A 22,612-nucleotide genomic window follows, 5' to 3' on the forward strand; every position below is an offset into this window, starting at 1 on the left:
TCGCGGACCGGCACCCGGGTTACCCCGCACCCATGGCTGCCCCGATCAGCGACGCCGTCGTCGTCGACGTCCTCCGCCGGCTCGACCGGCTGCTCACCCCGCTCGCGACCCGGCTGGGCCGGCCCCCGGCGCTGCCGCGCGAGGAGCGCGACGAGTGGTGGGCCGACCGGGTGTCCCGGGTGGCGGCCGGGGTGTCGGCCGCGCCGCGCTTCGCCGGCAAGCTCGCCGACCTGCTGCCGCTGCAGAACACCGTCGGCACCGCGGTGCAGGCCCTCGTCGTCCTCGGCGTCGCCGGCGAGCACGGGGTCGAGCCGCCCGCCGAGCGCGTCTCGCTGCTGGCCCGGGTGCTGCTGCGGCGCGAGCTCACCGCCGAGCAGGTCCAGCCGCTGCTCACCCGCGCCAAGGGCACCTACGTGGAGGGGGCCCTCGGCCCCCGTGACGAGCGCCGCGGGGCCTCCGGCGCGGCCCGGACGCTCTGGCGGGCGGCCCGGCTGCTGGGCCGCATCGACGACGCGCTGGACGCGCGGCCGAAGGGGAAGCTCTTCGCCCGCGCCGTGTCCAACCTGCCGGTCGTCGGCGTCGCCGGCGGGTACGCCTCCGAGCGGGAGGGCCTGCGCCGGGCGGCCGCCCGCGCCGCCGACCTGCTGGAGGGCGTGCAGCCGGCCCGGTGACGGCTCAGCGGACGGCGGGCACCCGGCCGGCCAGGTTGGCGAACACCTCGCGGGTCGCCGTCGAGCGGTTCATGGTGATGAAGTGGATGCCCGGCACCCCCTCGTCGAGCAGCCGGCGGCACAGGTCGGTGGCCACCTCGACACCCAGGGCGCGGACCGCCGCCTTGTCCTCGGGCGCGTCGCCGTCGAGCGCCTCGAACCGCTGGGCCAGCTCCGGCGGGAACGCCTGGCCCGACAGCTGCACGATCCGGGTGATCTGCCGGACGTTGGTGACCGGCATGACGCCGGCGACGACCGGCACCTCGCAGCCACGCGCGACGACCCGGTCGCGCATCCGCAGGTAGTCCTCCGCACGGAAGAACATCTGCGTGATGGCGAAGTCCGCCCCGGCCCGGCACTTGGCCACGAACATCTCGACGTCGGTGTCGAAGTCCGGCGAGCGGGGGTGCCGCTCGGGGAAGGCGGCGACGCCGACGGAGAAGTCGCCGACCGAGCGGATCAGCTCGACGAGCTCGGAGGCGTACCGCAGCCCTTCGGGGTGGGCGACCCAGTCCGCCTGCGGATCGGCGCCCGGCGGGTCGCCGCGCAGCGCCATGATGTTGCGGACCCCCGCCGCGGCCAGCCGGCTGATCACGTGCCGCAGCTCCGCGACGCTGTGGTCGACCGCGGTCAGGTGCGCCAGCGGCGTCATGGTGGTGTCCGCCGCGATCCGCTCGGTCATCGCCACGGTGCCCTCGCGGGTGGAGCCGCCGGCCCCGTAGGTCACCGAGACGAACGAGGGGTGCAGCCGCTCCAGCTCGCGCAGCGCCGTCCAGAGCTGCTCCTCCCCCGCCGGGGTCTTGGGCGGGAAGAACTCGAACGACCACGTCGGGTGCTCGGTGGCCAGGAGCTCGCGGACGGTGGGTGTCACGGCACCCGAGGGTACGGGCGGCACCCCTGCGGCCCGGGGGCCGTCTCCCCGGACGGCGCACCGGTGCATCCGGGACCGGCCCCCGCGCGGAAGAGGGCGTGTCGCGGACGACGGAAGCACGGATCGACGGAGGAACGATGCAGCCGACCCCCTCGGCCCGGCCGCTGGTGGGGCGGCACCCCACCGGGTTGGGCGATACTGACCGCATGACCGCCGGGGCGCAGCAGCGCGAGTCCGCCCGCCTCGCCCCCCCGCTGTCGGTCGCGGAGCTCGACCGGGTGCGGACCGCGGTCGCCGACGCGCTCACCGGCTTCCTCGACCAGCAACGCGCCACGCTCGCCGCGATGGACGCCAGCCTCGTCCCCGTGGTGGAGGAGGTGTGCGCCGTCGCCGAGGGTGGGAAGAAGCTGCGCCCCTCCTTCGCCTACTGGGGCTGGCGCGGGGCGCGCGGCCAGGGCCCGGGCGCCGGGGAGGACGAGGACGCCGTGCTCCGCGCCGTCGCCGCCCTCGAGTTCGTGCACGCCAGCGCGCTGGTGCACGACGACGTGATGGATGCCGCCGGCACCCGGCGCGGCCGCCCGAGCACGCACGTCGGGTTCGCCGGCCGGCACGCCGACTCCGGGTTCTCCGGGGACGAGGAGCTGTTCGGCGTCGGCGCGGCGATCCTCGTCGGCGACCTGGCGCTGGTGTGGTCCGACGAGCTGCTGCGCTGCTCGGGCATCTCCGAGGCGGCGCTCGGCCGGGCCCGCGCCGTCTGGGACACGATGCGCACGGAGGTCACCGCCGGCCAGTACCTGGACCTCCTGCGGGCCGCCGGCGGGCTGCCGGGCCCGGACGGCGCGCTCACCGTCGCCCGCTACAAGAGCGCGGGGTACACCGTCCAGCGCCCCCTCCAGCTCGGCGTGGCGATCGCCGGGGCCGGGCCACGGGTGGTCGAGGCGTGCACCGCCATCGGGCTCCCCCTGGGCGAGGCGTTCCAGCTGCGCGACGACCTCCTCGGCGTCTTCGGCGACCCGGAGGTCACCGGCAAGTCGGCCGACGACGACCTGCGGGAAGGCAAGCAGACCCTGCTGGTGGCGCTGGCCGCGGAGGCCGCCGACGACGCCGGGCGCGCACTGCTCGACGAGCTCCTGGGCAACCCCGAGGCCGGGCACGAGGAGTTCGAGGCGCTGCGCGACCTGCTGGTCGGCACCGGCGCCCGCGACCGGGTCGAGGAGCGGATCGCACTGAGCACCGCCCGCGCCCGCGAGGCGATCGCCGAGGCGCCGCTGGCCGACGACGCCCGCCGGGCGCTGGACGCGCTCGCGGTCGCCGCGACGTCGCGCACCGCCTGATGGTCCGCACCGTCCCGGGCCGCACCGACCGCGTCGTCGTCGTCGGGGCCGGGCTCGCGGGGCTGGCCACCGCGCTGCGGCTGCGCGGCGCCGGCCGCGAGGTCACCGTCGTCGAGCGCGCCGGCGGCCCCGGCGGGCGGGCCGGGCGCATCGAGCGCGACGGGTACGCGCTGGACACCGGCCCGTCGGTCTTCACCGCGCCGGAGGTCGTCGAGGAGACCCTGGCGGCCGTCGGCGACCGGCTCGAGGACCGGCTGGAGCTGCGCCGGCTGGAGACGAGCTACCGGGCGCAGTACGCCGACGGCACGCACCTGGACGTGCACGCCGACCCGGAGGCCTTCGCCGCCGAGGTCGCCGCGCTCTGCGGGCCGGGCGAGGCCGACGCGCTGCGCCGCTACCTCGCCGACCTCGCCGAGCTCTACCGCCTGCAGCTGGCCACCTTCATCGACCGCAACCTGGACTCGCCGCTGGACCTGCTGGGGCCCGAGCTGCTCGCCCTCGTCCGGCGCGGCGGCTTCGGCCGGCTGTCGAACCACGTGGGCCGGTACTTCACCGACGACCGGCTGCGCCGGCTCTTCAGCTTCCAGGCCCTCTACGCCGGGGTCTCCCCCTTCCGCGCCATCGCCGCCTACGCGGTCATCGCCCAGCTCGACATCGGCGCCGGCGTCTGGCACCCGGTCGGTGGCATCGGAGCGGTGCCGCGGGCGCTCGCCGCCGCCGCGGCCGACGCGGGCGTCACCTTCCGGTACGGCACCGCCGTCGACGAGCTGGAGCTCCACGGCGAGCGCGTCACCGGCGTGCTGCTCGACGGCGGCGACCGGCTGCCCGCCGACGCCGTCGTCGTCACCACCGACGCCCCGCACGCCCTCGTGCCAGGGCTGCGCGGACCCCGCCGCCCGGTCTACTCGCCGTCCTGCGTGGCCCTCCACCTCGGGGTGCGGGCCGAGCTGCCGGAGCAGGCGCACCACACGATCAGCTTCGGCCACTCGTGGCGCCAGGTCTTCGACGAGCTGACCCGGGACGGCCGCCCCATGAGCGACCCCAGCCTGCTGATCAGCATGCCCTCGCGCACCGACCGGTCGCTGGCCCCGGACGGCGGGCAGGTGCTCAGCGTCGTCGCCCCCACCCCCAACCTGGACCCGCGCAGCGGCGGCAACCCGCGCCTGGACTGGGATGCCCTCGGGCCGCGCTACCGGGAGGAGCTGCTGGCCGCGCTGGAGGCCCGCGGCGTGACCGGCCTCTCCGGCGCGATCGAGGTGGAGCACATGGACACCCCGGCCACCTGGGCGGCGCAGGGCATGGCCGCCGGCACCCCGTTCGCGCTGGCGCACACCTTCGGGCAGACCGGCCCGTTCCGCCCGTCCACGCTGCCGCGCCGCGGCCCCGAGAACGTGGTGCTGGCCGGGTCGTCGGTGCAGCCGGGCGTCGGCGTGCCCATGGTGCTGATCAGCGGCCGGCTGGCCGCCGAGCGGATCACCGGGCCGGTGGCGCGGTGATGCTGCAGCCCCCCGGCACCCAGGCCGCCCGGCAGGCGCAGCTGACCGCGGCCTACCGCCACTGCGCCGCCATCGCCGCCGAGCACGGCAAGAGCTACCACCTGGCCACCCGGCTGCTCACGCCCGAGCGGCGGCCGGCGGTGCACGCCCTCTACGCCGCCGCCCGGGTCGCCGACGACTTCGTCGACCACCCCGGCGCCGACCCGGCCGGCGACCTGATGACCTGGTCCAAGGCGCTGCTCGCCGAGCTCGAGTCCGGGTGGTCGGACGACCCCGTGCGGCTGGCGCTGGTGCACACCTACCGCCGCTACGCGATCCCCGTCGAGCACCTCGTCGACTTCCTGGCCGCCATGACCAGCGACCTCGACGTCACCGGCTATCCCACGATGGATGCCCTGGACCGCTACATGTGGGGTTCGGCGTCGGTGATCGGGCTGCAGGTGCTGCCGGTGCTCGGGACCGCGCCCGGGGTGACCCGCGAGGAGGCGGCGCCGCACGCCATCGCCCTCGGCGAGGCGTTCCAGCTGACCAACTTCCTGCGCGACGTCGGCGAGGACGTCGACCGCGGCCGGGTCTACCTGCCCGCCGACCTGATGGCCGCCCACGGGGTCACCCGCGAGCAGCTGGCCGAGAAGCGCTTCGACGACGGCTTCCGGGAGCTGATGCGGGAGATGGTCGCGATCGTGCGCCGCCGCTACGACGACGCCGCGCCCGGCACCCCGATGCTCGCGCCGGAGTCCCGGGACTGCGTCCGAGCGGCCACCGACCTCTACGGCGGCATCCTCACCGAGATCGAGCGCGCGGGCTACCGGGTGCTCGACCGGCGGGTGTCGGTGTCCAGGCCGCGCCGCCTGGCGGTGTTCGCCCGCCGGTTGACCGCCGCCCAGCTGGCCAGGGTGAGGGTGACCATGGCGAACCCGAAGAGCAGGTCCTCCACCGGCGCGTAGGCGACGCGCGGCCCCCAGATGGTGGCCGGGTCGTAGGTGACCACGTCCAGCCCGGTGAGCACGCCGTTCATCAGCAGCTGGAAGCCCACGATGATCGCGTAGGCCACCCAGAACACCGGCCGGGTCACCATGCGGGTGCGGTAGACGGCGAGGTCCACCACCAGGACCGCGACCACCGCGGTGACCGCCAGGGCGCTGTAGCTCACCGGCGCGCCTCCGCTTCCTCGGCGGGGTAGCCGGCGTCCCAGCGGGTCACCTTCCGCACCGCCTCCAGCGCCAGCACCGAGCACAGCGGGACGACGAGGAAGAACAGGATCTCCTCCAGCGGGATCCCGCCCGGCAGCCGGACGCCGACGGTGCGCTCGGCCGAGTAGCCCCAGTGCCCCTGCGCGATGGCGTACAGCACCCAGCTCACGAACACGACGAACTCCGGGACGACGGCGAGCAGCAGCCGGCGCCAGCGCGCGTACACCCGGACACCCAGGACCAGCTCCAGCGGCGCGGTCACCACCAGGCAGCCGGCCAGCAGGCCGAGGTACGTCAGCTGCTCCACGGGTCGGGCTTCCGTTCCCGCACCGGCTCCGGATGCACCCGGCTCAGAACGCCAGGGCCTGGGCCCGGCGGGTGACCTCGGTGTGCCGGTCGTCGCGGAGCGCCTGCACCGGGGTGCCGGGCAGCGACTCGTCCTCGCGGAAGAGCCAGTCGAAGGCCTCCTCGTCGCTGAAGCCGCCGTCGCGCAGGACCGTCAGCAGCCCGGGCAGGTGCTTGAGCACCGCGCCGTCCTGCAGGAACGCGGCGGGGATCCTGCCGTTCCCGCTCCCGGGGACGGCCATCAGCTTCCGGTCGCGCAGCAGCTGCCGGACCCGGTTGGGCGAGGTGCCCAGCAGCTGGGCGACCTCCGCGGGCGTGAGCGTGTCCATAGAGTGTCAGCCTATGGCGAGCGGTGGACCAGCGAGCAGCCCGGTACCGGGGACCAGCGGGTGGGACGGGGCGGCCGAGGCCGCGGAGGAGCCGGGCGCCGAACCGCCCTTCGTCGACTTCGAGGAGCTGGAGTCCCGGTCCCGGCAGCTGCTGTCCGCGCCGGTGTACGACTATTACGCCGGCGGCGCCGAGACCGAGACGACGGTGCGGGAGGCCACGGCCGCCTGGCGGGCCTGGCGGCTGCGGCCGCGGGTGCTGCGCGGCACCACCACCGCCGCGCTCGGCACCGAGCTGCTCGGCAGCCCGGTGCGCACCCCGATCGGCATCGCCCCGTGGGCCTACCAGGCCATGGCGCACCCCGACGGCGAGCTCGCCACCGCCCGGGCCGCCGCCGCGACCGGCGCGCTGATGACCGTGTCCACCAGCGCCAACCACAGCCTGGAGGAGGTCGCCGCCGTCGCGCCCGCGAGCCCGAAGTGGTTCCAGCTCTACCGGCTGCACTCCGAGCGGCACACCGACGACCTCGCCCGCCGCGCCGGGGACGCCGGCTACCGGGCGCTGGTGCTCACCGTCGACGTGCCGCTGCTGGGCAGGCGCCGCCGCGACCTGCGGCACGACTTCGTGCACCGCGCCGGCGTCCGGATGGCCAACCGGCCGCCGGAGGGCGAGGAGCCGACGCTGGACGGCCTGGCCACCGGCACCTGGACCTTCGACGAGATCGCCCGGTTCGGCGAGCTGTCCGGGCTGCCGGTGGTGGTCAAGGGGGTGCTCCGGGGCGACGACGCCATCCGCTGCGTGCAGGCCGGCGCCGCCGCCGTGTGGGTCACCACCCACGGGGGCCGGCAGGTGGACCCGGCGATCAGCAGCGCGCAGGCGCTCCCGGAGATCGTCGAGGCGGTGGGCGACGACGTGGAGGTGTACGCCGACGGCGGTGTCCGCTCCGGCTCCGACGTGCTGACCGCGCTCGCCCTCGGGGCCTCGGCGGTCTTCCTCGGCCGGCCGATCGTCTGGGGGCTGGCCACCGGCGGCCAGGCGGGCGTGGCCCGGGTGCTCTCCGGGCTGGCCGACGAGCTCGAGCACACGATGGTGCTCTGCGGTCTCGACGACGTCCGGTCGGTGCCCGCCGACACCGTGGTGGCGGCGCGCTAACCTCTCCGAGGGCCGTGACTGGCGCGTCGAGGTGGGCCACCACCGGGGAGCGGTCCGCACCACCGTCGCCGTGCGCCTGGGCACCTCACCGTCGTTCAGCGCAGGAGGCACCCGTGACCGCAGCCCGCACCACCCACACCTTCGACGGCGTCGCCGCCTCGGCCGCCTACCGCAGCGCCCTGGAGGTCATCGGGGCCGTCGAGCCCCGCGTCGCCGACGCGATCAGCCAGGAGCTCACCGACCAGCGCGGCTCGCTGAAGCTGATCGCGAGCGAGAACTACGCCAGTCCCGCCGTGCTGCTGACCATGGGCAACTGGTTCAGCGACAAGTACGCCGAGGGCACGGCCGGGCACCGCTTCTACGCCGGGTGCCAGAACGTCGACACCGTCGAGGCGCTCGCCGCGGAGCACGCCCGGGAGCTGTTCGGGGCCCCGTACGCCTACGTCCAGCCGCACTCGGGCATCGACGCGAACCTGGTCGCCTTCTGGGCGGTGCTCGCCCAGCGGGTGGAGCTGCCCGCGCTCCAGCAGGCCGGCGCCCGCCACGTCAACGACCTCACCGACGCCGACTGGGCGACGCTGCGCCGCGCCCTGGGCGACCAGCGGATGCTCGGCATGTCGCTGGACGCCGGCGGCCACCTCACGCACGGCTTCCGCCCGAACATCAGCGGCAAGATGTTCGAGCAGTCCTCCTACGGCACCGACCCCGCCACCGGGCTGCTCGACTACGCCGCCGTCCGCGCCCGGGCCCGCGAGTTCCGGCCGCTGATCATCGTGGCGGGCTACTCGGCCTACCCGCGGCGGGTGGACTTCGCGGCGATGCGCGAGATCGCCGACGAGGTCGGCGCCACGCTGGTGGTCGACATGGCCCACTTCGCCGGGCTGGTGGCCGGCAAGGTGCTCACCGGCGACTTCGACCCGGTGCCGCACGCGCACATCGTCACCAGCACCAGCCACAAGTCCCTGCGCGGCCCGCGCGGCGGGTTCGTGCTGGCCCAGCCGGAGTTCGCCGACGCAGTCGACCGCGGGTGCCCGATGGTGCTCGGCGGCCCGCTCCCCCACGTCATGGCCGCCAAGGCGGTGGCGTTCGCCGAGGCCCGCCGTCCCGAGTTCGCCGGCTACGCCCGGGCGGTGGCCGACAACGCGCAGGTCCTGGCCGAGGGGCTGACGAAGCGCGGCGCCCGGCTGGTCACCGGCGGCACCGACAACCACCTGGTGCTCGTCGACGTCACCGGGTTCGGGCTCACCGGCCGCCAGGCGGAGTCCGCGCTGCTCGACGCCGGCATCGTCACCAACCGCAACGCGGTCCCGGCCGACCCCAACGGCGCCTGGTACACCTCCGGCATCCGGCTGGGCACCCCGGCGCTCACCAGCCGCGGCTTCGGCCCCGGGGAGTTCGACCGGACGGCGGAGCTGATCGTCGACGTGCTCTCCGCCACCACCCCGACCGCCACGCGCGACGGGCGCGCGTCGCAGGCGAAGTACGTGGTCGCCGACGGCGTCGCCGACCGCACCCGCGCGGCGGCCGCCGAACTGCTGGCGGCGCACCCGCTGTACCCGGGCCTCGACCTGGCCTGACGCCCGGATGACCCCGTCCCTCCTCGCCGCCCCCGCGTGCGGTGAGCGGGACGGGCTCCTCGACGTGGGGGACTGCATGCGTCACAGGCGCCCCGGTGACCCCCGTCGCCGCGTCGCGGAGCGACCAGCGCCCCCGTCACTCATACACTCGGCCGTGTGGACACCGCCGTGACCGACCCCGTGGTCGGCCTCGTTCTCGAGGGGCGCTACCGCCTCGAGGAGCGGGTGGCGCGGGGCGGCATGTCCACGGTCTACGCGGCCACCGACCTCCGCCTGCACAAGACCGTCGCCGTCAAGGTGATGGCCGAGCACCTGGCGCACGACCCCACCTTCGTCGACCGGTTCACCCGCGAGGCGCGGGCGGCCGCGATGCTCAGCCACCCCAACGTCGTGGGCGTGAGCGACCAGGGCAGCGACCAGGGCCTGGTCTTCCTCGTCATGGAGCTGGTGCGCGGCCGCACGCTGCGCGACCTGCTCAGCGCCCGCGGCCGGCTCACCGTCGGCGAGGCGTTCGCCGTCCTGGAGCCGGTGCTCGCCGGCCTCACCGCCGCGCACCGCGCCGGCATCGTGCACCGCGACATCAAGCCGGAGAACGTGCTGATCGGCGTCGACGGCGTGGTCAAGGTCGCCGACTTCGGCCTGGCCCGCGCCGTCGTCGGCACCGGGCAGACCAGCCAGACCGGCGGGGTGCTCATCGGCACCGTCGCCTACCTCTCCCCCGAGCAGCTCGAGCGCGGCCGCGCCGACGCCCGCAGCGACATCTACGCCGCCGGGATCGTGCTCTACGAGATGCTCACCGGGCACCCGCCGTTCGGTGGCGACACCCCGCTGGCGGTCGCCTACCAGCACGTGCACCACGACGTGCCCGCGCCGTCGGCCGAGGTGCCCGGCCTGCCGTGGCAGGTCGACGAGCTGGTCGCCCGCACCACGCGGCGCGACCCCGCCGGCCGGCCCCTGGACGCCGGGGCGTTCCTCGCCGAGCTGACCGACGTGCGCACCGACCTCGGCATCGAGCCGGTGCCCGTGCCGACCGGGCAGAGCACCGGTGGCCCCGGCACGCTGCGGCCCACCAACCGGCCGACCCGGCCCCGCCCCGGCCACCCGAGCAACCCCGGTACCGCGGTGCTCGGCGACCGCACCGACCGCGCCGGGCGCACCAGCATGCTGCCGGGGATGGGGGCCGGGCCCACCACCGACGTGCACGGACGCCGGCCCGCCCCCGGCCGGCCACGCCCCGGCGTCCCCGACCACGTCCGCCGCCGCCGCGCCCGGCTGCTCATCGCGATCGTCCTGCTGATGGCCGTGACGGTGGGCGCCGTCGGCTGGTGGCTGGGCTCGGGTAGGTGGACCGACGTCCCCGAGCTGACCGGCAAGCAGGAGGCCGCGGCCATCGACCTGCTGCAGGACGCCGGTCTGGATCCCGACCCGGTCGTCCGGGAGTGGAGCGAGGAGGTGCCCGAGGGCGTCGTCATCTCCACGGACCCGGCCTCGGGCGAGGTCATCCGCGGCACCGACGTGCGCGTCGTCGTCTCCAAGGGGCTGGAGCGCTACACCGTGCCGCCGGAGCTCGTCGGCCTGCCGGTCGACGACGTCGAGGCGCGCCTGCAGGCCGACCTGCCGATCCAGATCACCCGGGGCCAGGACTACGACGACGCCGTGCCCCCGGGCCACGTCGTCCGCTTCGACCCGCCCGCCGGGACCGCGCTCAAGCGCGACCAGGTCGTGACCGTGGTGATCAGCCAGGGCCGGGCGCCGGTCTCCGTCCCGGACGTGACCGGGCAGACCCCGGAGCAGGCGACGTCGAACCTGGAGGCGCTGGGCTTCGTCGTCGAGCGCATCGAGGACGGCCGCAGCGACCAGGTCGACCAGGGCGAGGTCATGGCCGTCGAGCCCGGCCCCGCGGCCGGGCCGGTCCCCTACGGCAGCACCGTGCGCATCCAGGTCTCCGCCGGCGTCCCGCTGGTCACCGTGCCCGACGTCGTCGGCCGCAGCGGCGACGAGGCCGCGTCGATCCTCGAGCAGGCGGGCCTCGAGGTGGAGGCCACCCGCTTCTTCGGCAACCGGGTGCTGCGGCAGAGCCCCGCGGCCGGGGAGACCGTCGAGCGCGGCACCTCCGTCACCATCCTGCTCAGCTTCGGATAGGCCCGTGCCCGACCCCTCCCCCGTGCCGCCGATCGGCGCGCACATCCAGATCAAGGGCGGCCTGGCCAAGGGCGGCCTGCCCTACACCGACGCCGTCGGCGCCCGTGCGGTGCAGGTGTTCGTCGGCAACCCGCGCGGCTGGCGGCTCACCGACGGGGACCCGCAGCAGGACGCGCTGTTCACCGCCGGGTGCGCCGAGCGCGGGGTGCCGTCGTTCATCCACACCCCGTTCCTGGTCAACGTCGGCTCCCCCACCGAGGCGACCGTGGCGCAGTCGATCGCCTCGATCGCGCACAACCTGCGGCGCGGCGCGCAGCTGGGCTGCCAGGGCGTGGTCGTGCACGCCGGCTCCGCGGTGGGCGAGGACCGCTACGAGCCCGCGCTGCGCCAGCTGCACGAGCAGCTGCTGCCGGTGCTGGAGGCCGCCGACCCGGACGGGCCGCGGCTGCTGGTCGAGCCCACCGCCGGCGGCGGCAAGGCGCTGGCGGCCACGGTCGAGGACCTGGGGCCGTACTTCGCCGCGCTGGAGCACCACCCGCTGCTCGGCGTCTGCTTCGACACCTGCCACGCCTGGGCCGCCGGGCACGACCTCGCCGTCCCCGGTGGGATGTCGGCGACCCTCGACGCGCTCGAGGCCACCGTCGGCCCCGGCCGGCTGGGCCTGGTGCACGTGAACGACTCGCTGGACGAGTGCGGCTCCAAGCGCGACCGGCACACCACGATCGGCGAGGGGCTGATCGGCTCCGGCGCGTACGGCACCGGCCCGTTCGCCGAGCTGGTGCGGCACCGCACGACCGCCGGGGTGCCGATGGTCGTCGAGACACCGAGCGTGCGCGACGGCGACCCCTGCGGCGGGCACGCGGCCGACATCAAGCTGCTCAACTCCCTCATCGGCGACTGACCGCCGCCTCCCGCGGCGGGTCGAGCCGGGGGTGGTCGCGTCGAGCCGCGTGCGCACGCGGCTCACCCCTTCCCCGAGCGGGTCGGCCCGGGCGGGGCGGCGGCGACGTCAGCGGTCGAGGAGCTCCGTGAGGACGTCGGCGGCGCGCTCGACGGCAGCCCGGTCGACGTCGAGGTGCGTGACCAGCCGGATCCGGGAGGCGCTGACCTGGCTGACCAGCACGCCCCGCGCCTTCGCGGCCTCGGCCACCATCGGCGCCTCGACGCCGTCGAGCACCACCATGTTGGTCTCGACCGCCGCCGGGTCCACCCCCAGCCGCTTGGCCAGCAGGCGGGCGTGCTCGTGGTCCTCACCCAGACGCGGGAGGTGGTGGTCGAGGGCGTACAGGCAGGCGGCCGCCAGCACGCCGACCTGGCGCATGCCGCCACCGAGCCGCTTGCGCCAGAGCCGGGCGGCCGCGATCCGCTCCGCCGACGCCACCAGCACCGAGCCGACGGGCGCGCCGAGCCCCTTGGAGAAGCAGACCGACGCGGTGTCGGCGAGCCGGCCGTAGGTGGACAGCGGCACACCCGAGGCGGCGTGCGCGTTCCAGATCCGGGCGCCGTCGAGGTGCACGGCGACGTCGGCGCCCCGCGACCAGTCCCACAGCGCCTGGAGCTCCTCCAGCGGCTGCACCAGGCCACCGCCGCGGTTGTGCGAGTTCTCCACCGCGACCGCGGCGGTCGCCGTCAGGTGCCAGTTGTCCCTGGGCCGCACCTGCTCGATCAGCTGCGCGGCGTCCAGCCGGCCGCCGGCGGACACCACGGTGCGCGTGGAGATGCCGAAGACCGCCGCCGCGGCGCCCATCTCGTAGGTGACGACGTGCGCATCGGCGTCGCAGAGCACCTCCTGCCCCGGGTCGCAGACCAGGCGCATGCCGATCTGGTTGCCCATGGTCCCGCTCGGCACGAACATCGCCGCCTCGTGGCCGAACAGCTCCGCGGTCCGCTCCTCGAGGGCGGTGACGGTGGGGTCCTCGACGTAGACGTCGTCGCCCACCTCCGCCTCGGCCATGGCCCGGCGCATGCCGGCGGTGGGCCGGGTGACGGTGTCCGACCGCAGGTCGACGAGCTCGGCAGCGTCGGTCATCCCCGCAGCATCTCCGCGACCAGGAACGCCAGCTCCAGCGACTGGCCGGTGTTCAGCCGGGGGTCGCAGGCGGTCTCGTACCGGCTGTTGAGGTCCTCGTCGCTGATCTCCATCGCGCCGCCGAGGCACTCGGTGACGTCCTCACCGGTCAGCTCCACGTGGATGCCACCCGGCCAGGTGCCCAGCGCCCGGTGCACGTCGAAGAAGCCGAGCACCTCGTCGACGACCCGGTCGAAGTGGCGGGTCTTGTAGCCGGTCGGGGACTCGTGGGTGTTGCCGTGCATCGGGTCGCACTGCCACACGACCTGGTGGCCGCTGGCGGTGACCTTCTCCACGATGCCGGGCAGGACGTCCCGGATCTTCCCGTTGCCCATGCGGCTGATCAGCGTCAGCTTGCCGGGGACGCCGTCCGGGTCGAGGCGCTCGACGAGCTCGGTGGCCTGCTCCGGCGTCGTCGTCGGGCCGATCTTCACGCCGACCGGGTTGGCCAGCTTCGAGGCGAACTCGATGTGCGCGCCGTCCATCTGGCGGGTGCGCTCCCCCACCCACACGAAGTGGGCGGAGAGCGCGTACGGGCGGCCCTCGTGCATGCGCAGCAGCGCCCGCTCGTAGTCGAGGATCAGCGCCTCGTGCGAGTTGTACAGCTCCACCCCGCGGAGGGCGTCGGAGTCGATGCCGCAGGCGCGCATGAACGCCAGCGCGCGGTCGATCTCCCGGGCGATGACCTCGTACCGCACCCCGGCCGGGGAGTTGGCGACGAAGTCGCGGTTCCAGTCGTGGACGGCGTGCAGGTCGGCCAGGCCCCCGCGGGCGTAGGCACGGATCATGTTCATGGCGGCCGCGGAGTTCGCGTACGCCCGCACCAGCCGGTTGGGGTCGGGGATCCGCGACTCCCGCACCGGCTCCAGGGAGTTGACCATGTCGCCGCGGTAGGACGGCAGGCCCAGGGCGTCGGTGTCCGAGGAGCGCGGCTTGGCGTACTGACCGGCGACGCGGCCGACCTTCACCACGGGCACGCTCGCGCCGTAGGTGAGGACGACGGCCATCTGCAGCAGCGTGCGGGTGGTCGCCTGCAGGTGCGGCTCGGTGTTCAGGTCGAACGTCTCGGCGCAGTCACCGCCCTGCAGCAGGAAGGCCTTGCCCTGGGCGACGTCGGCCAGCTGCGCGCGCAGCGTGTCGACCTCGCTGGGGGCGACGATGGGTGGCACGGTGGACAGGGTCTCCAGCACCGCGTCCAGGGCGACCCGGTCGGGCCACCTCGGCTGCTGGGCGGCGGGCAGCTCCCGCCACCGGTCCAGACCGGGGACCAGCTCGGCAGGTTCGGGGAGGCTCACGGGGGCCAGCGTACGGCGCGCTCCCACCGGCCCAGGGGCGGCGGCCTGCCTCAGCCGAAGAAGACCTCTGCCTCGGCGTAGCGCTCGGCCGGCACGAGCTTGAGCCGGGCGGTGGCGGTGGCCAGCGGGACCCGCACGATGTCGGTGCCGCGCAGGGCGACCATCACGCCGGTCTCCCCGTCGTGCACCGCCTCCACCGCGGCCAGCCCGAACCGGGTGGCCAGCACCCGGTCGAAGGGCGAGGGCGTGCCCCCGCGCTGCAGGTGGCCCAGGACGACGGCCCGCGACTCCCGGCCGGTCCGCTCCTCGATCAGCGCGGCCAGCGCCGGGCCGATGCCGCCGAGCCGGACGTGCCCGAAGGCGTCCGCCTGCCCGGCCGCCACGGGGAGCGCGCCGTCCCTCGCCTGGGCGCCCTCCGAGACGACGACGATCGGCGAGAAGCCGGTGTCGAAGCGGTGCTGCACGTGCGCGACGACGGCGTCGACGTCGAACGGGTGCTCGGGGATGAGGATGACGTTCGCCCCGCCGGCCATGCCCGCGTGCAGCGCGATCCACCCGGCGTGGCGGCCCATGACCTCGACGACCAGCGTGCGGTGGTGGCTGTCCCCGGTGGTGTGCAGCCGGTCGATCGCCTCCATCGCCACGCCCACCGCGGTGTCGAACCCGAAGGTGTAGTCGGTGGCGTCCAGGTCGTTGTCGATGGTCTTGGGCACCCCGACCACGCGCACCCCGCGGTCGGCCAGCCGGGTGGCGACGCCGAGGGTGTCCTCCCCGCCGATGGGCACCAGCGCGTCGATGCCCCACCGGTCGAGGCAGGCCAGCACCCGGTCGGGGCCGTCCTCGCGCGCGTAGGGGTTGGTGCGCGAGGTGCCGAGCACGGTGCCCCCGCGGGGCAGGATGCCGCGCACCGCCGCCAGGTCCAGCGGCACGGCGTCGCCGTCCAGCACCCCCCGCCAGCCGTCGCGGAAGCCGATCACCTCGTCGCCGTCGTGCCCGACGCCCTTGCGCACGACCGCGCGGATGACCGCGTTGAGGCCGGGGCAGTCGCCGCCCCCCGTGAGGATGCCGATGCGCATGGACGCCTCCAGCTCCAGCTCTGTTCCTGGCCGCGCCATGATGCCGCAGGCCGGGGCTCCGGGAGGGGTTCTGCGACGCCGCTCGCACGCCTGCCCGGATCGGTACCGGATCGACCGCGGACTGCCGATGGGGACCGGGACGGCGGACGGAGTGCCGCCCCCGACCCGGAAGGCCGAACATGCGCTGGACGAACCTGCTCTCCTGGGCGGTTCCCTCGAACACGGGCATCCGCACGAAGGTGGTGGCGCTGGCCGTCGCCAGCATCGCCGTGACCGGCGTGGCCATGGGCGGTGTCAGCGCGTGGCAGAGCAGCCGGTTCGCCGATGACGCCGCCCGGGACATGGACGCCCTCGTCGAGGAGAACATCAGCCGCGCCGCCCGGGGCGCCTACGACCTGGTCGCCACCCAGGGCGCGTCGACGGCCGTGAAGGTCGACCACGACCTCAACGCGGCGCGGTACGTGCTGCAGCAGTCCGGGGGCTTCGCCATCGACGCCTCCGGCCGCAACCTCGTGACCTGGGACGCCAGGAACCAGATGGACGGCGAGGTCACGCGGCTCACCCTGCCGCGCGTCCTGGTCGGGGGCGAGTGGCTGGGCCAGAACACCGACATGGCGGTCCGGACGCCGGTCGTCGACGACGTCATGGCGATGGTCGGCGCCACCGTGACGCTGTTCCAGAAGACGCCCGAGGGCGACTTCCTGCGGGTCGCGACGAACGTGCAGGCCGCGTCCGGCTCGCGCGCGATCGGCACCTACATCCCCGCCGTCAACCCCGACGGCACGCCCAACCCGGTCGCCGCCGCCGTCAGCAGCGGGCAGACCTACCGCGGCAACGCGTTCGTCGTCGACTCGTGGCTGGTGTCGGCCTACGAGCCGATCCTGGGCCCCACCGGCGACGTCGTCGGCGTCCTCTACGTCGGGGTGAAGCAGACCAACCTGCCCTCCCTCCGCCAGGGCCTGGAGTCGACCACCATCGGCGAGCACGGTCACATCGAGGTCTTCGGCGGCACCGGGGACCGGGCCGGCAGCGTCCTGGTCAGCCCCGGCGGTGCGCGGGACGGCGAGCAGCTGATCGACGCGGCCGACGCCGAGGGCGCGCCCTACGTGCGGCAGATCGTCGACGCCGCCCTGCCGCTCGAGGAGGGCGAGCAGGCGACGGTGCGCTACGTCGACCCCGAGGAGGGCCCCATGACGGCCCGCGTCTCCTACTACGCGCCGTGGGACTGGGTGATCACCGCCGTCACCCGCGACGCCGACTTCGCCGGTGCCACGGACGCGCTGGCCGAGGGCCGCACCTCGATGGTCTGGGCGATGGTGCTCGCGGCGCTGCTCATCGCCGTCGTGGGCGGGCTGATCGCGCTGTGGGTCGGCCGCCGGCTCACCCGTCCGCTGACCCGCCTGCGCGACCGCATGGCCGAGATCGCCGACGGCGAGGGCGACCTGACCCAGCGGATGGACGACTCCCGCGACGACGAGGTGGGGCAGCTCTCCGGCGCCTTCAACCGCTTCGTCGACAAGGTCGCCGGCACCGTGCGGGACATCCACCGCTGCGCCCGGGAGGTCGCCTCCTCCGCGGCCGGGGTCTCCGCCGTGGCCGACGGGCTCGCGCAGCGGGCCTCCCGCAGCCGCGACCAGGCGCAGGGGGCGCACGGCGCGGCGTCGGAGATCAGCAGCAGCGTCTCGTCGGCCGCCGCCGGCGCGGAGGAGATGGGCGCCTCGATCACCGAGATCGCCCGCAGCGCCGCCGAGGCCGCGGAGGTCGGGCGCCAGGCCGCCTCGCTCGCCGAGCAGACCGAGACCACGATCGCCGCGCTCGGGGCCAGCTCCGCGGAGATCGGCGACGTCGTCAAGGTCATCTCGGGGGTCGCCGAGCAGACGAACCTGCTGGCGCTCAACGCCACCATCGAGGCGGCCCGCGCCGGCGACGCGGGCAAGGGCTTCGCCGTCGTCGCCAACGAGGTCAAGGAGCTCGCCCAGGAGGCGGCCAAGGCCAGCGAGGAGATCGCCCAGCGGGTCCAGGGCATCCAGTCCGAGACCACCGACGCGGTGCGGTCGATCGCCCGCATCGCCGAGGTGGTCCGGGCGATCAACGACCACCAGACGACGATCGCCAGCGCCGTCGAGGAGCAGACGGCGACCACCCGCGAGCTCAGCCGCAGCGTCGCCAGCGCCGCGGAGGGTGCCGGGGCCGTCACCACGACGCTGACCTCGGTGCGCCAGGACGCCGACGACAGCGCGTCCGACGTCGACCGGGCCCGCACGTCGGCGCAGGAGCTCGACGCGCTGTCCAAGGAGCTCAACCGGCTGCTCTCGGTGTTCACCGTCTGAGGCTGCAGGGATCGACGGCCGGGGCCGTCCGCGGGATCACCCGCGGGCGGCCTCGATCGCGTTCCAGCGGGCCAGGTTGTAGCGGGCGTCGACCAGCGCGTCGTGCGTGCCCTGCGGCTTGGGCGGCAGCGGCGGCTGCCCGGAGTCGTCCCAGCGCTGGCGCAGCTCGCGGGTGAACCGCGGGATCGGCCGCGGGAGCGCCGGCATCGCACCCCACAGCTGGCAGAGCGCCACGTGGTCGTAGGCGGCGAACCACGCCCAGAGCTCGATCTCCTCCCCCGGCGCGGTCAGGAAGGAGAGCAGGTCATCCCGGATCCGCTCCCGGCTCCGCCACGCCCGGTTCGCCGGCGGGGGCAGCTGGTCGAGGACGTTGCGGCGCACCCACGGGATGGCCCGGTCGGGGTCGAACTCCGTGCTCACCGCGTAGAACTCCCGCCCGGTCTCGTCCACGACGCCGATGGAGACGAGGTCGATGGTGGTGCCGTCCTCGATGAACTCGGTGTCGTAGAAGAAGCGCCGCACGGCACCCACCGTAGGCGGCCCGGTCAGGCCGCCGGACCGCTCCTGGGCTGCGCCCCGAGCGAGTGGGTGCCGAACTCGCGGCCCCCCAGCGCCGCGATGTCCCGCTCGAGCTGGGGCACCCGCTTCGCCGCGACCGCCGTCGCCACCTTCTCGGCGAGGACGCCGGTGACCAGCTGGCGCAGGGCGGCGACGGTGCCCACCGAGCGCGGGACGAACACCCGCCGGCGGCGCGTCTCCAGGTTCTGCACCAGCGCCTCGGCGCAGGCCTCGACCGACGTGTACGCACCCAGCGGCCCCGGCAGCTGCCGGCGGGTCTCGGCGAAGGTGGGCAGCGCGGCCTCGGTGTCGCGCACCAGGTCGGTGTCGATCCACGTGGGGTGGGCGCTGGCCACCGTGACGCCGCGGTGCGCGACCTCCAGCCGCAGCGCGTCGCCGAAGCGCTCGACGCCGGCCTTGGACGCGCAGTAGGCGCTCATGCCGGGGAGGACGGTGAACGCCGCCGCGGAGCTGACGAGCAGCACGTGCCCCCTGCGCTTCGCGACCTCGGGCAGGGCGGCGTGCGCGGTCAGCATCGTGCCGATCAGGTTCACCTCGATGGTGCGGGCCAGCGCGTGGGCCGAGCTCGTCATCACCGTGGTGAGCGGCGCGATGCCGGCGTTGGCGACGACGACGTCCAGCCCGCCGAACGTGTCCACCGTGCGCCGCACCGCCGCGGCCAGCGCGTCGGCGTCGGTCACGTCGGCCTCCACCCACAGGTGCTCGGGGCCGAGCTCGCCGGCGACCCGCGCCAGCTCGTCGGGCTCCAGTCCGACGAGGGCGACCCGCGCCCCGCGCGCGGCCGCCTTCCGGGCCAGCGCGGCGCCGATGCCCCGGGCGGCGCCGGTGATCAGGACCGATCTCCCGGCCAGCGGGGTGCGGTGTCGGGACGCCATCGGGTTGCTCCTCGGCTCGTCGCGCTCCCATCGAGCACTGCTCAACAGATGTTGTAGCTTGTTGATCGTTGCTCAGCAAGCCGAGGGAAGGAGCCGACCGAGGTGACCAGCACGACGCGGACGCACGCCACCACCTCCGCCGCCCCGCGCGAGGTGCGGGTGGCCGTCATCGGGTCCGGCTTCGCCGGCCTGGCCATGGGGATCACGCTGCGGCAGCGCGGGGAGGCCGACTTCGTCCTCCTGGAGCGGGCCGGGGACGTCGGCGGCACCTGGCGCGACAACACCTATCCGGGCGCGGCGTGCGACGTGCAGTCGCACCTGTACTCCTACTCCTTCGCCCCCAACCCGGACTGGCCCCGCGCCTACTCCGAGCAGCCGGAGATCCAGGCCTACCTGCAGGCGACCGCCGACCGGTTCGACGTGCGCCGGCACTGCGTCTTCGGGGCGGAGGTGACCGATGCCCGGTGGGACGACGCGGCGCGCCGCTGGCAGGTGCGGACGACGGCCGGCGAGTTCCGGGCCCAGGTGCTGGTCTCCGCCGCGGGGGCGCTCGCCGACCCGACCTACCCGGACATCCCGGGCCTGGAGACCTTCGAGGGCACCGTCATGCACTCGGCGCGCTGGGACCCCTCGCACGACGTGGGCGGTGAGCACGTAGCCGTCATCGGCACCGGCGCCTCGGCCGTCCAGATCGTGCCGGCCATCCAGCCGCAGGTGGAGAGCATCGCGGTCTACCAGCGCACCCCGCCCTGGGTGGTCCCCCGCACCGACCACCCGGTGAAGCCGTGGGCCCGCCGGCTGTACCGCCTGGTGCCGGGGGTGCAGCGCGCCGTCCGCGGGGCGCTCTACGCGCTGCGCGAGTTCCTCGTGATCGGCATGGCCAAGCGGCGGGCGTTCCTCCGGCCCGTCGGCCGGCTGGCGAGGGCCCACCTCCACCGCCAGGTACGCGACCCCCGGCTCCGGGCGGCGCTGACGCCGGACTACACGATCGGCTGCAAGCGGATCCTGATCAGCAACGACTACTACCCCGCCCTCTGCGCCCCCAACGCCGAACTGGTGACCGCGGGCATCGCCGAGGTCCGGCCGCGCTCGATCGTCACCCGGGACGGCGTCGAGCGGCCCACCGACACCCTCGTGCTCGCCACCGGCTTCCACGTCACCGACCTGCCGATCGCGGAGCGCATCCACGGCCGTGACGGCCGGTCCCTGGCCGAGGTGTGGGCCGGTGGCATGGTGAGCAACCGCAGCACCACCGTCGCCGGCTTCCCCAACCTGTTCCTGCTGGTCGGGCCGAACGTCGGCGTCGGGCACACCTCGATGGTCTACATGATCGAGTCGCAGGTGGCCTACGTCGACGACGCGCTGCGCACCATGGCGGCCGAGGGCCTCGCCGTCCTGGAGACCACCCCGCAGGCGCAGGCGGCCTACCGCGACCTCATCGCCCGGAAGTCGCAGGGCACCGTCTGGCTCGGTGGCGGGTGCGCGAGCTGGTACCTCGACGAGCACGGCCACAACACCACGCTCTGGCCGGACTTCACCTTCCGGTTCCGCAGGCTCACCCGGCGCCTGGACCGCGAGAACTACGTCGGCGTCCCCGCCGGGGCGCCCGTCCGCACGGAGGAGGCGGCGTGACCGGCACGCTCACCCGGACGGTCCGCCGGCGCACCGCGGCGGTCGCCACCTCCGACGGCGCGCGGCTGCACGCCACCGCCGAGGGCGGCGAGGAGGCCCCGGTGACCGTCGTCCTCGCCCACGGCTGGACGCTGTCGCAGGCCGCCTGGGACGACGTCGCCGGCCTGCTGACCGGTCCGGTCGCCGACGGCGCCCTGCGCCTGGTCCGCTACGACCAGCGCGGCCACGGCCGCTCGGCCTGGCCCGCTCCCCGGCCGGAGGCCCCGGTCTCCATCGACCGGCTCGGCGAGGACCTGGCCGACGTCCTCGACCGGCTGGCGCCCACCGGGCCCGTCGTCCTCGGCGGTCACTCCATGGGCGGCATGACCATCATGTGCCTGGCCGCGGCCCGGCCCGAGCTCTTCGGGGACCGGGTGCGTGGCGCGGCGCTGGTGTCGACGTCGGCCGGCGACCTCGCCTCCGACCCCCGGTCGGCCGGCGGCCGCATGGCCCGGATCCGCCCCGGCGTGCTGACCGCGGCGCTGGCCGGCGCGGCCCTGGTGGAGCGGCTGCGCGCGCTCGTCCCGCCGGACCACCCGCGGCACCGGAAGATGGTGCGTGACCTGCTCTACGGCGCCGATGCCACCGACGAGATGGTCCGGGAGGGGGCGGAGATCATGCACGCGTCGACCGTGCGGTCCTTCGTCGAGTTCCTGCCCGCCCTCGGCGACCACGACAAGCGCGCGCAGCTCGACGCGCTCACCCGCGTCCCGGTCGAGATCTTCGTGGGCGACAGCGACAAGCTGACCCCCGAGCGGCACAGCGCGCAGCTCGCCGAGGCGCTGCCCGGGGCCCGGCTGCACCGGGTGGAGCGGACCGGCCACATGCTGCCCCAGGAGCGCCCCCGGCTCGTCGCCGACGGCCTGCTGCGCCTCGTGGCCGCCGCCGGCGGGCAGGGCCCCGCGTGACCGGACGCGCCCGCCGGTCGGCGGACGACCGCCGGGCGCAGCTCGTGCAGATCGGCCTCGAGCTGCTGCCCACCACCCCGGTGCAGGAGCTCACCATCGACGAGGTGGCCCGCCGGGCCGGCATCAGCCGCAGCCTGCTGTTCCACTACTTCCCGAGCAAGCGGGACTACTACGCGGCCGTGACCCGCGCGGCGGCGGAGCTGCTGTGGGCCCACCTGCTGCCCCGGCCGGGCACCCCCGGGGACGGCTCGGGCGTCGACGGCATGCTGGACCGCTACGTCGGCTGGGTGGAGACCTTCCGGGAGACCCACCTGGCCTTCGTCCGCGGCGCCTCGGGCGGTGACCCCTGGGTCGCCGAGGTCTACGCGGAGACCCGCGACCGGCTCGTCGAGGTGGGGCTGCGCACCCTGGGGCTGCCGGACGACGCCCGCCGCCGCCAGCTCGTCCTCGCGTTCTTCGCCTTCACCGAGGATCTCGTGGCGCAGTGGGTGCTGGAGCCGACGATGCCCCGCGAGGAGCTGCTCGCGCTGCTCCGCGACGTCCTGGACCGGCTGCTGCCGCGCTAGCTGATAGCCGTTGACCCGCCCTCTGCGGAAGCGTCTCCCTGACGTTGCTGCGGAGGGCGGGAGGCTGTCGTGGGACTGCTGCATGAGGCGTTGCCGG

Annotated in this window: 20 protein-coding genes, 1 pseudogene and 1 riboswitch; of the genes and pseudogenes, 12 read left to right on the plus strand and 9 right to left on the minus strand. The window is 75.2% G+C overall.

Annotated elements, in window-relative coordinates:
* The first annotated feature begins 32 nt into the window (after nt 1–32).
* Complete coding sequence (locus tag E9549_RS11505) at nt 33–671, plus strand: hypothetical protein (RefSeq protein WP_236826676.1); 639 nt, start codon at nt 33–35, stop codon at nt 669–671.
* Between the two features lie 4 nt (nt 672–675).
* Here the strand turns inward: E9549_RS11505 and metF are convergent, their stop codons facing one another.
* Nucleotides 676–1,581 carry a methylenetetrahydrofolate reductase [NAD(P)H] gene (gene metF / locus E9549_RS11510; RefSeq protein WP_236826677.1) on the minus strand — a complete coding sequence of 302 codons (906 nt, stop codon included), beginning with the start codon at nt 1,579–1,581 and terminating at the stop codon, nt 676–678.
* 206 nt (nt 1,582–1,787) lie between these two features.
* Between metF and E9549_RS11515 the strand changes: the two genes are divergently transcribed.
* From E9549_RS11515 to E9549_RS11525, 3 genes are read left to right on the plus strand one after another with little or no spacing between them, the layout of a single operon-like run.
* The gene (locus tag E9549_RS11515; protein WP_236826678.1) at nt 1,788–2,915 is read left to right on the plus strand and encodes a polyprenyl synthetase family protein; all 1,128 of its coding nucleotides are present in this window, start codon (nt 1,788–1,790) and stop codon (nt 2,913–2,915) included.
* Nucleotides 2,915–4,411, plus strand: a complete 1,497-nt coding sequence (crtI, locus tag E9549_RS11520) for a phytoene desaturase family protein (protein WP_236826679.1) — start codon at nt 2,915–2,917, stop codon at nt 4,409–4,411. Before E9549_RS11515 ends, crtI begins: the two co-directional genes overlap by 1 nt.
* Entirely contained in the window at nt 4,411–5,358 is a 948-nt protein-coding gene (locus tag E9549_RS11525; protein ID WP_236826680.1) for a phytoene/squalene synthase family protein, read from the plus strand. Before crtI ends, E9549_RS11525 begins: the two co-directional genes overlap by 1 nt.
* Here E9549_RS11525 and E9549_RS24155 read toward each other — a convergent pair.
* The 3 genes and pseudogenes from E9549_RS24155 to E9549_RS11540 form a co-directional block, all read right to left on the minus strand.
* Nucleotides 5,355–5,648: pseudogene (locus tag E9549_RS24155) on the minus strand (hypothetical protein); the annotation flags it as partial. The gene E9549_RS11525 and the pseudogene E9549_RS24155 overlap by 4 nt on opposite strands.
* Complete coding sequence (locus E9549_RS11535) at nt 5,561–5,911, minus strand: lycopene cyclase domain-containing protein (RefSeq protein WP_236826681.1); 351 nt, start codon at nt 5,909–5,911, stop codon at nt 5,561–5,563. The gene E9549_RS11535 and the pseudogene E9549_RS24155, both read right to left, overlap by 88 nt.
* Before the next feature lie 43 nt (nt 5,912–5,954).
* Entirely contained in the window at nt 5,955–6,278 is a 324-nt protein-coding gene (locus E9549_RS11540; RefSeq protein WP_236826682.1) for an Rv2175c family DNA-binding protein, read from the minus strand.
* A gap of 13 nt (nt 6,279–6,291) precedes the next feature.
* Between E9549_RS11540 and E9549_RS11545 the strand changes: the two genes are divergently transcribed.
* The 4 genes from E9549_RS11545 (at nt 6,292) to E9549_RS11560 (ending at nt 12,048) form a co-directional block, all read left to right on the plus strand.
* Nucleotides 6,292–7,428, plus strand: coding sequence for an alpha-hydroxy acid oxidase (locus E9549_RS11545; protein ID WP_236826683.1), 1,137 nt, complete (start codon nt 6,292–6,294; stop codon nt 7,426–7,428).
* 4 nt (nt 7,429–7,432) lie between these two features.
* Nucleotides 7,433–7,517, plus strand: a riboswitch (ZMP/ZTP riboswitch).
* A gap of 24 nt (nt 7,518–7,541) precedes the next feature.
* Nucleotides 7,542–9,005 (plus strand): glycine hydroxymethyltransferase, encoded by a 1,464-nt coding sequence (locus E9549_RS11550; RefSeq protein WP_236826684.1) that lies wholly within the window; start codon nt 7,542–7,544, stop codon nt 9,003–9,005.
* 156 nt (nt 9,006–9,161) lie between these two features.
* Entirely contained in the window at nt 9,162–11,147 is a 1,986-nt protein-coding gene (gene pknB / locus E9549_RS11555) for a Stk1 family PASTA domain-containing Ser/Thr kinase (RefSeq protein WP_236826685.1), read from the plus strand.
* Nucleotides 11,148–11,151: 4 nt separating this feature from the next.
* Nucleotides 11,152–12,048 (plus strand): deoxyribonuclease IV, encoded by an 897-nt coding sequence (locus E9549_RS11560; RefSeq protein ID WP_236826686.1) that lies wholly within the window; start codon nt 11,152–11,154, stop codon nt 12,046–12,048.
* Between the two features lie 108 nt (nt 12,049–12,156).
* Here the strand turns inward: E9549_RS11560 and E9549_RS11565 are convergent, their stop codons facing one another.
* The 3 genes from E9549_RS11565 to E9549_RS11575 are packed head-to-tail and all read right to left on the minus strand — an operon-like array spanning nt 12,157 to nt 15,586.
* On the minus strand, nt 12,157–13,176 hold the full coding sequence (locus tag E9549_RS11565; RefSeq protein WP_236826687.1) for a low specificity L-threonine aldolase: 1,020 nt from the start codon (nt 13,174–13,176) through the stop codon (nt 12,157–12,159).
* Nucleotides 13,173–14,510: a class II 3-deoxy-7-phosphoheptulonate synthase gene (locus E9549_RS11570; protein WP_236826688.1), complete on the minus strand. Its 1,338-nt coding sequence runs from the start codon at nt 14,508–14,510 to the stop codon at nt 13,173–13,175. Before E9549_RS11570 ends, E9549_RS11565 begins: the two co-directional genes overlap by 4 nt.
* Nucleotides 14,511–14,560: 50 nt before the next feature.
* Nucleotides 14,561–15,586 carry a 6-phosphofructokinase gene (locus E9549_RS11575; protein ID WP_236826689.1) on the minus strand — a complete coding sequence of 342 codons (1,026 nt, stop codon included), beginning with the start codon at nt 15,584–15,586 and terminating at the stop codon, nt 14,561–14,563.
* A gap of 179 nt (nt 15,587–15,765) precedes the next feature.
* On the opposite strand from E9549_RS11575, the gene E9549_RS11580 reads away from it, so the two are divergent.
* On the plus strand, nt 15,766–17,916 hold the full coding sequence (locus E9549_RS11580) for a methyl-accepting chemotaxis protein (protein WP_236826690.1): 2,151 nt from the start codon (nt 15,766–15,768) through the stop codon (nt 17,914–17,916).
* 36 nt (nt 17,917–17,952) lie between these two features.
* Here E9549_RS11580 and E9549_RS11585 read toward each other — a convergent pair whose 3' ends face one another.
* A complete protein-coding gene (locus E9549_RS11585; RefSeq protein WP_236826691.1) occupies nt 17,953–18,438 on the minus strand; it encodes a polyadenylate-specific 3'-exoribonuclease AS in 486 nt (161 codons plus the stop codon).
* 23 nt (nt 18,439–18,461) lie between these two features.
* The gene (locus E9549_RS11590) at nt 18,462–19,370 is read right to left on the minus strand and encodes an SDR family oxidoreductase (protein ID WP_236826692.1); all 909 of its coding nucleotides are present in this window, start codon (nt 19,368–19,370) and stop codon (nt 18,462–18,464) included.
* Between the two features lie 102 nt (nt 19,371–19,472).
* Between E9549_RS11590 and E9549_RS11595 the strand changes: the two genes are divergently transcribed.
* From E9549_RS11595 to E9549_RS11605, 3 genes are read left to right on the plus strand one after another with little or no spacing between them, the layout of a single operon-like run.
* A complete protein-coding gene (locus E9549_RS11595; protein WP_236826693.1) occupies nt 19,473–21,002 on the plus strand; it encodes an NAD(P)/FAD-dependent oxidoreductase in 1,530 nt (509 codons plus the stop codon).
* Nucleotides 20,999–21,949, plus strand: a complete 951-nt coding sequence (locus tag E9549_RS11600) for an alpha/beta fold hydrolase (RefSeq protein ID WP_236826694.1) — start codon at nt 20,999–21,001, stop codon at nt 21,947–21,949. Before E9549_RS11595 ends, E9549_RS11600 begins: the two co-directional genes overlap by 4 nt.
* Nucleotides 21,946–22,515: a TetR/AcrR family transcriptional regulator gene (locus E9549_RS11605; RefSeq protein WP_236826695.1), complete on the plus strand. Its 570-nt coding sequence runs from the start codon at nt 21,946–21,948 to the stop codon at nt 22,513–22,515. Before E9549_RS11600 ends, E9549_RS11605 begins: the two co-directional genes overlap by 4 nt.
* Nucleotides 22,516–22,612: the final 97 nt, after the last annotated feature.

This window comes from Blastococcus sp. MG754426 (assembly GCF_021699055.1).
In the GTDB taxonomy this organism is placed as follows: domain Bacteria; phylum Actinomycetota; class Actinomycetes; order Mycobacteriales; family Geodermatophilaceae; genus Blastococcus.

Excerpts from the sequence above, each read along its gene's own strand:
- E9549_RS11505 (WP_236826676.1), top strand. The coding sequence starts at position 33 with ATGGCTGCCCCGATCAGCGACGCCGTCGTCGTCGACGTCCTCCGCCGG.
- E9549_RS11515 (WP_236826678.1), top strand. The coding sequence starts at position 1,788 with ATGACCGCCGGGGCGCAGCAGCGCGAGTCCGCCCGCCTCGCCCCCCCG.
- crtI (WP_236826679.1), top strand. The coding sequence starts at position 2,915 with ATGGTCCGCACCGTCCCGGGCCGCACCGACCGCGTCGTCGTCGTCGGG.
- E9549_RS11525 (WP_236826680.1), top strand. The coding sequence starts at position 4,411 with ATGCTGCAGCCCCCCGGCACCCAGGCCGCCCGGCAGGCGCAGCTGACC.
- E9549_RS11540 (WP_236826682.1), bottom strand. The coding sequence starts at position 6,278 with ATGGACACGCTCACGCCCGCGGAGGTCGCCCAGCTGCTGGGCACCTCG.
- E9549_RS11545 (WP_236826683.1), top strand. The coding sequence starts at position 6,292 with ATGGCGAGCGGTGGACCAGCGAGCAGCCCGGTACCGGGGACCAGCGGG.
- E9549_RS11565 (WP_236826687.1), bottom strand. The coding sequence starts at position 13,176 with ATGACCGACGCTGCCGAGCTCGTCGACCTGCGGTCGGACACCGTCACC.
- E9549_RS11575 (WP_236826689.1), bottom strand. The coding sequence starts at position 15,586 with ATGCGCATCGGCATCCTCACGGGGGGCGGCGACTGCCCCGGCCTCAAC.
- E9549_RS11580 (WP_236826690.1), top strand. The coding sequence starts at position 15,766 with ATGCGCTGGACGAACCTGCTCTCCTGGGCGGTTCCCTCGAACACGGGC.
- E9549_RS11590 (WP_236826692.1), bottom strand. The coding sequence starts at position 19,370 with ATGGCGTCCCGACACCGCACCCCGCTGGCCGGGAGATCGGTCCTGATC.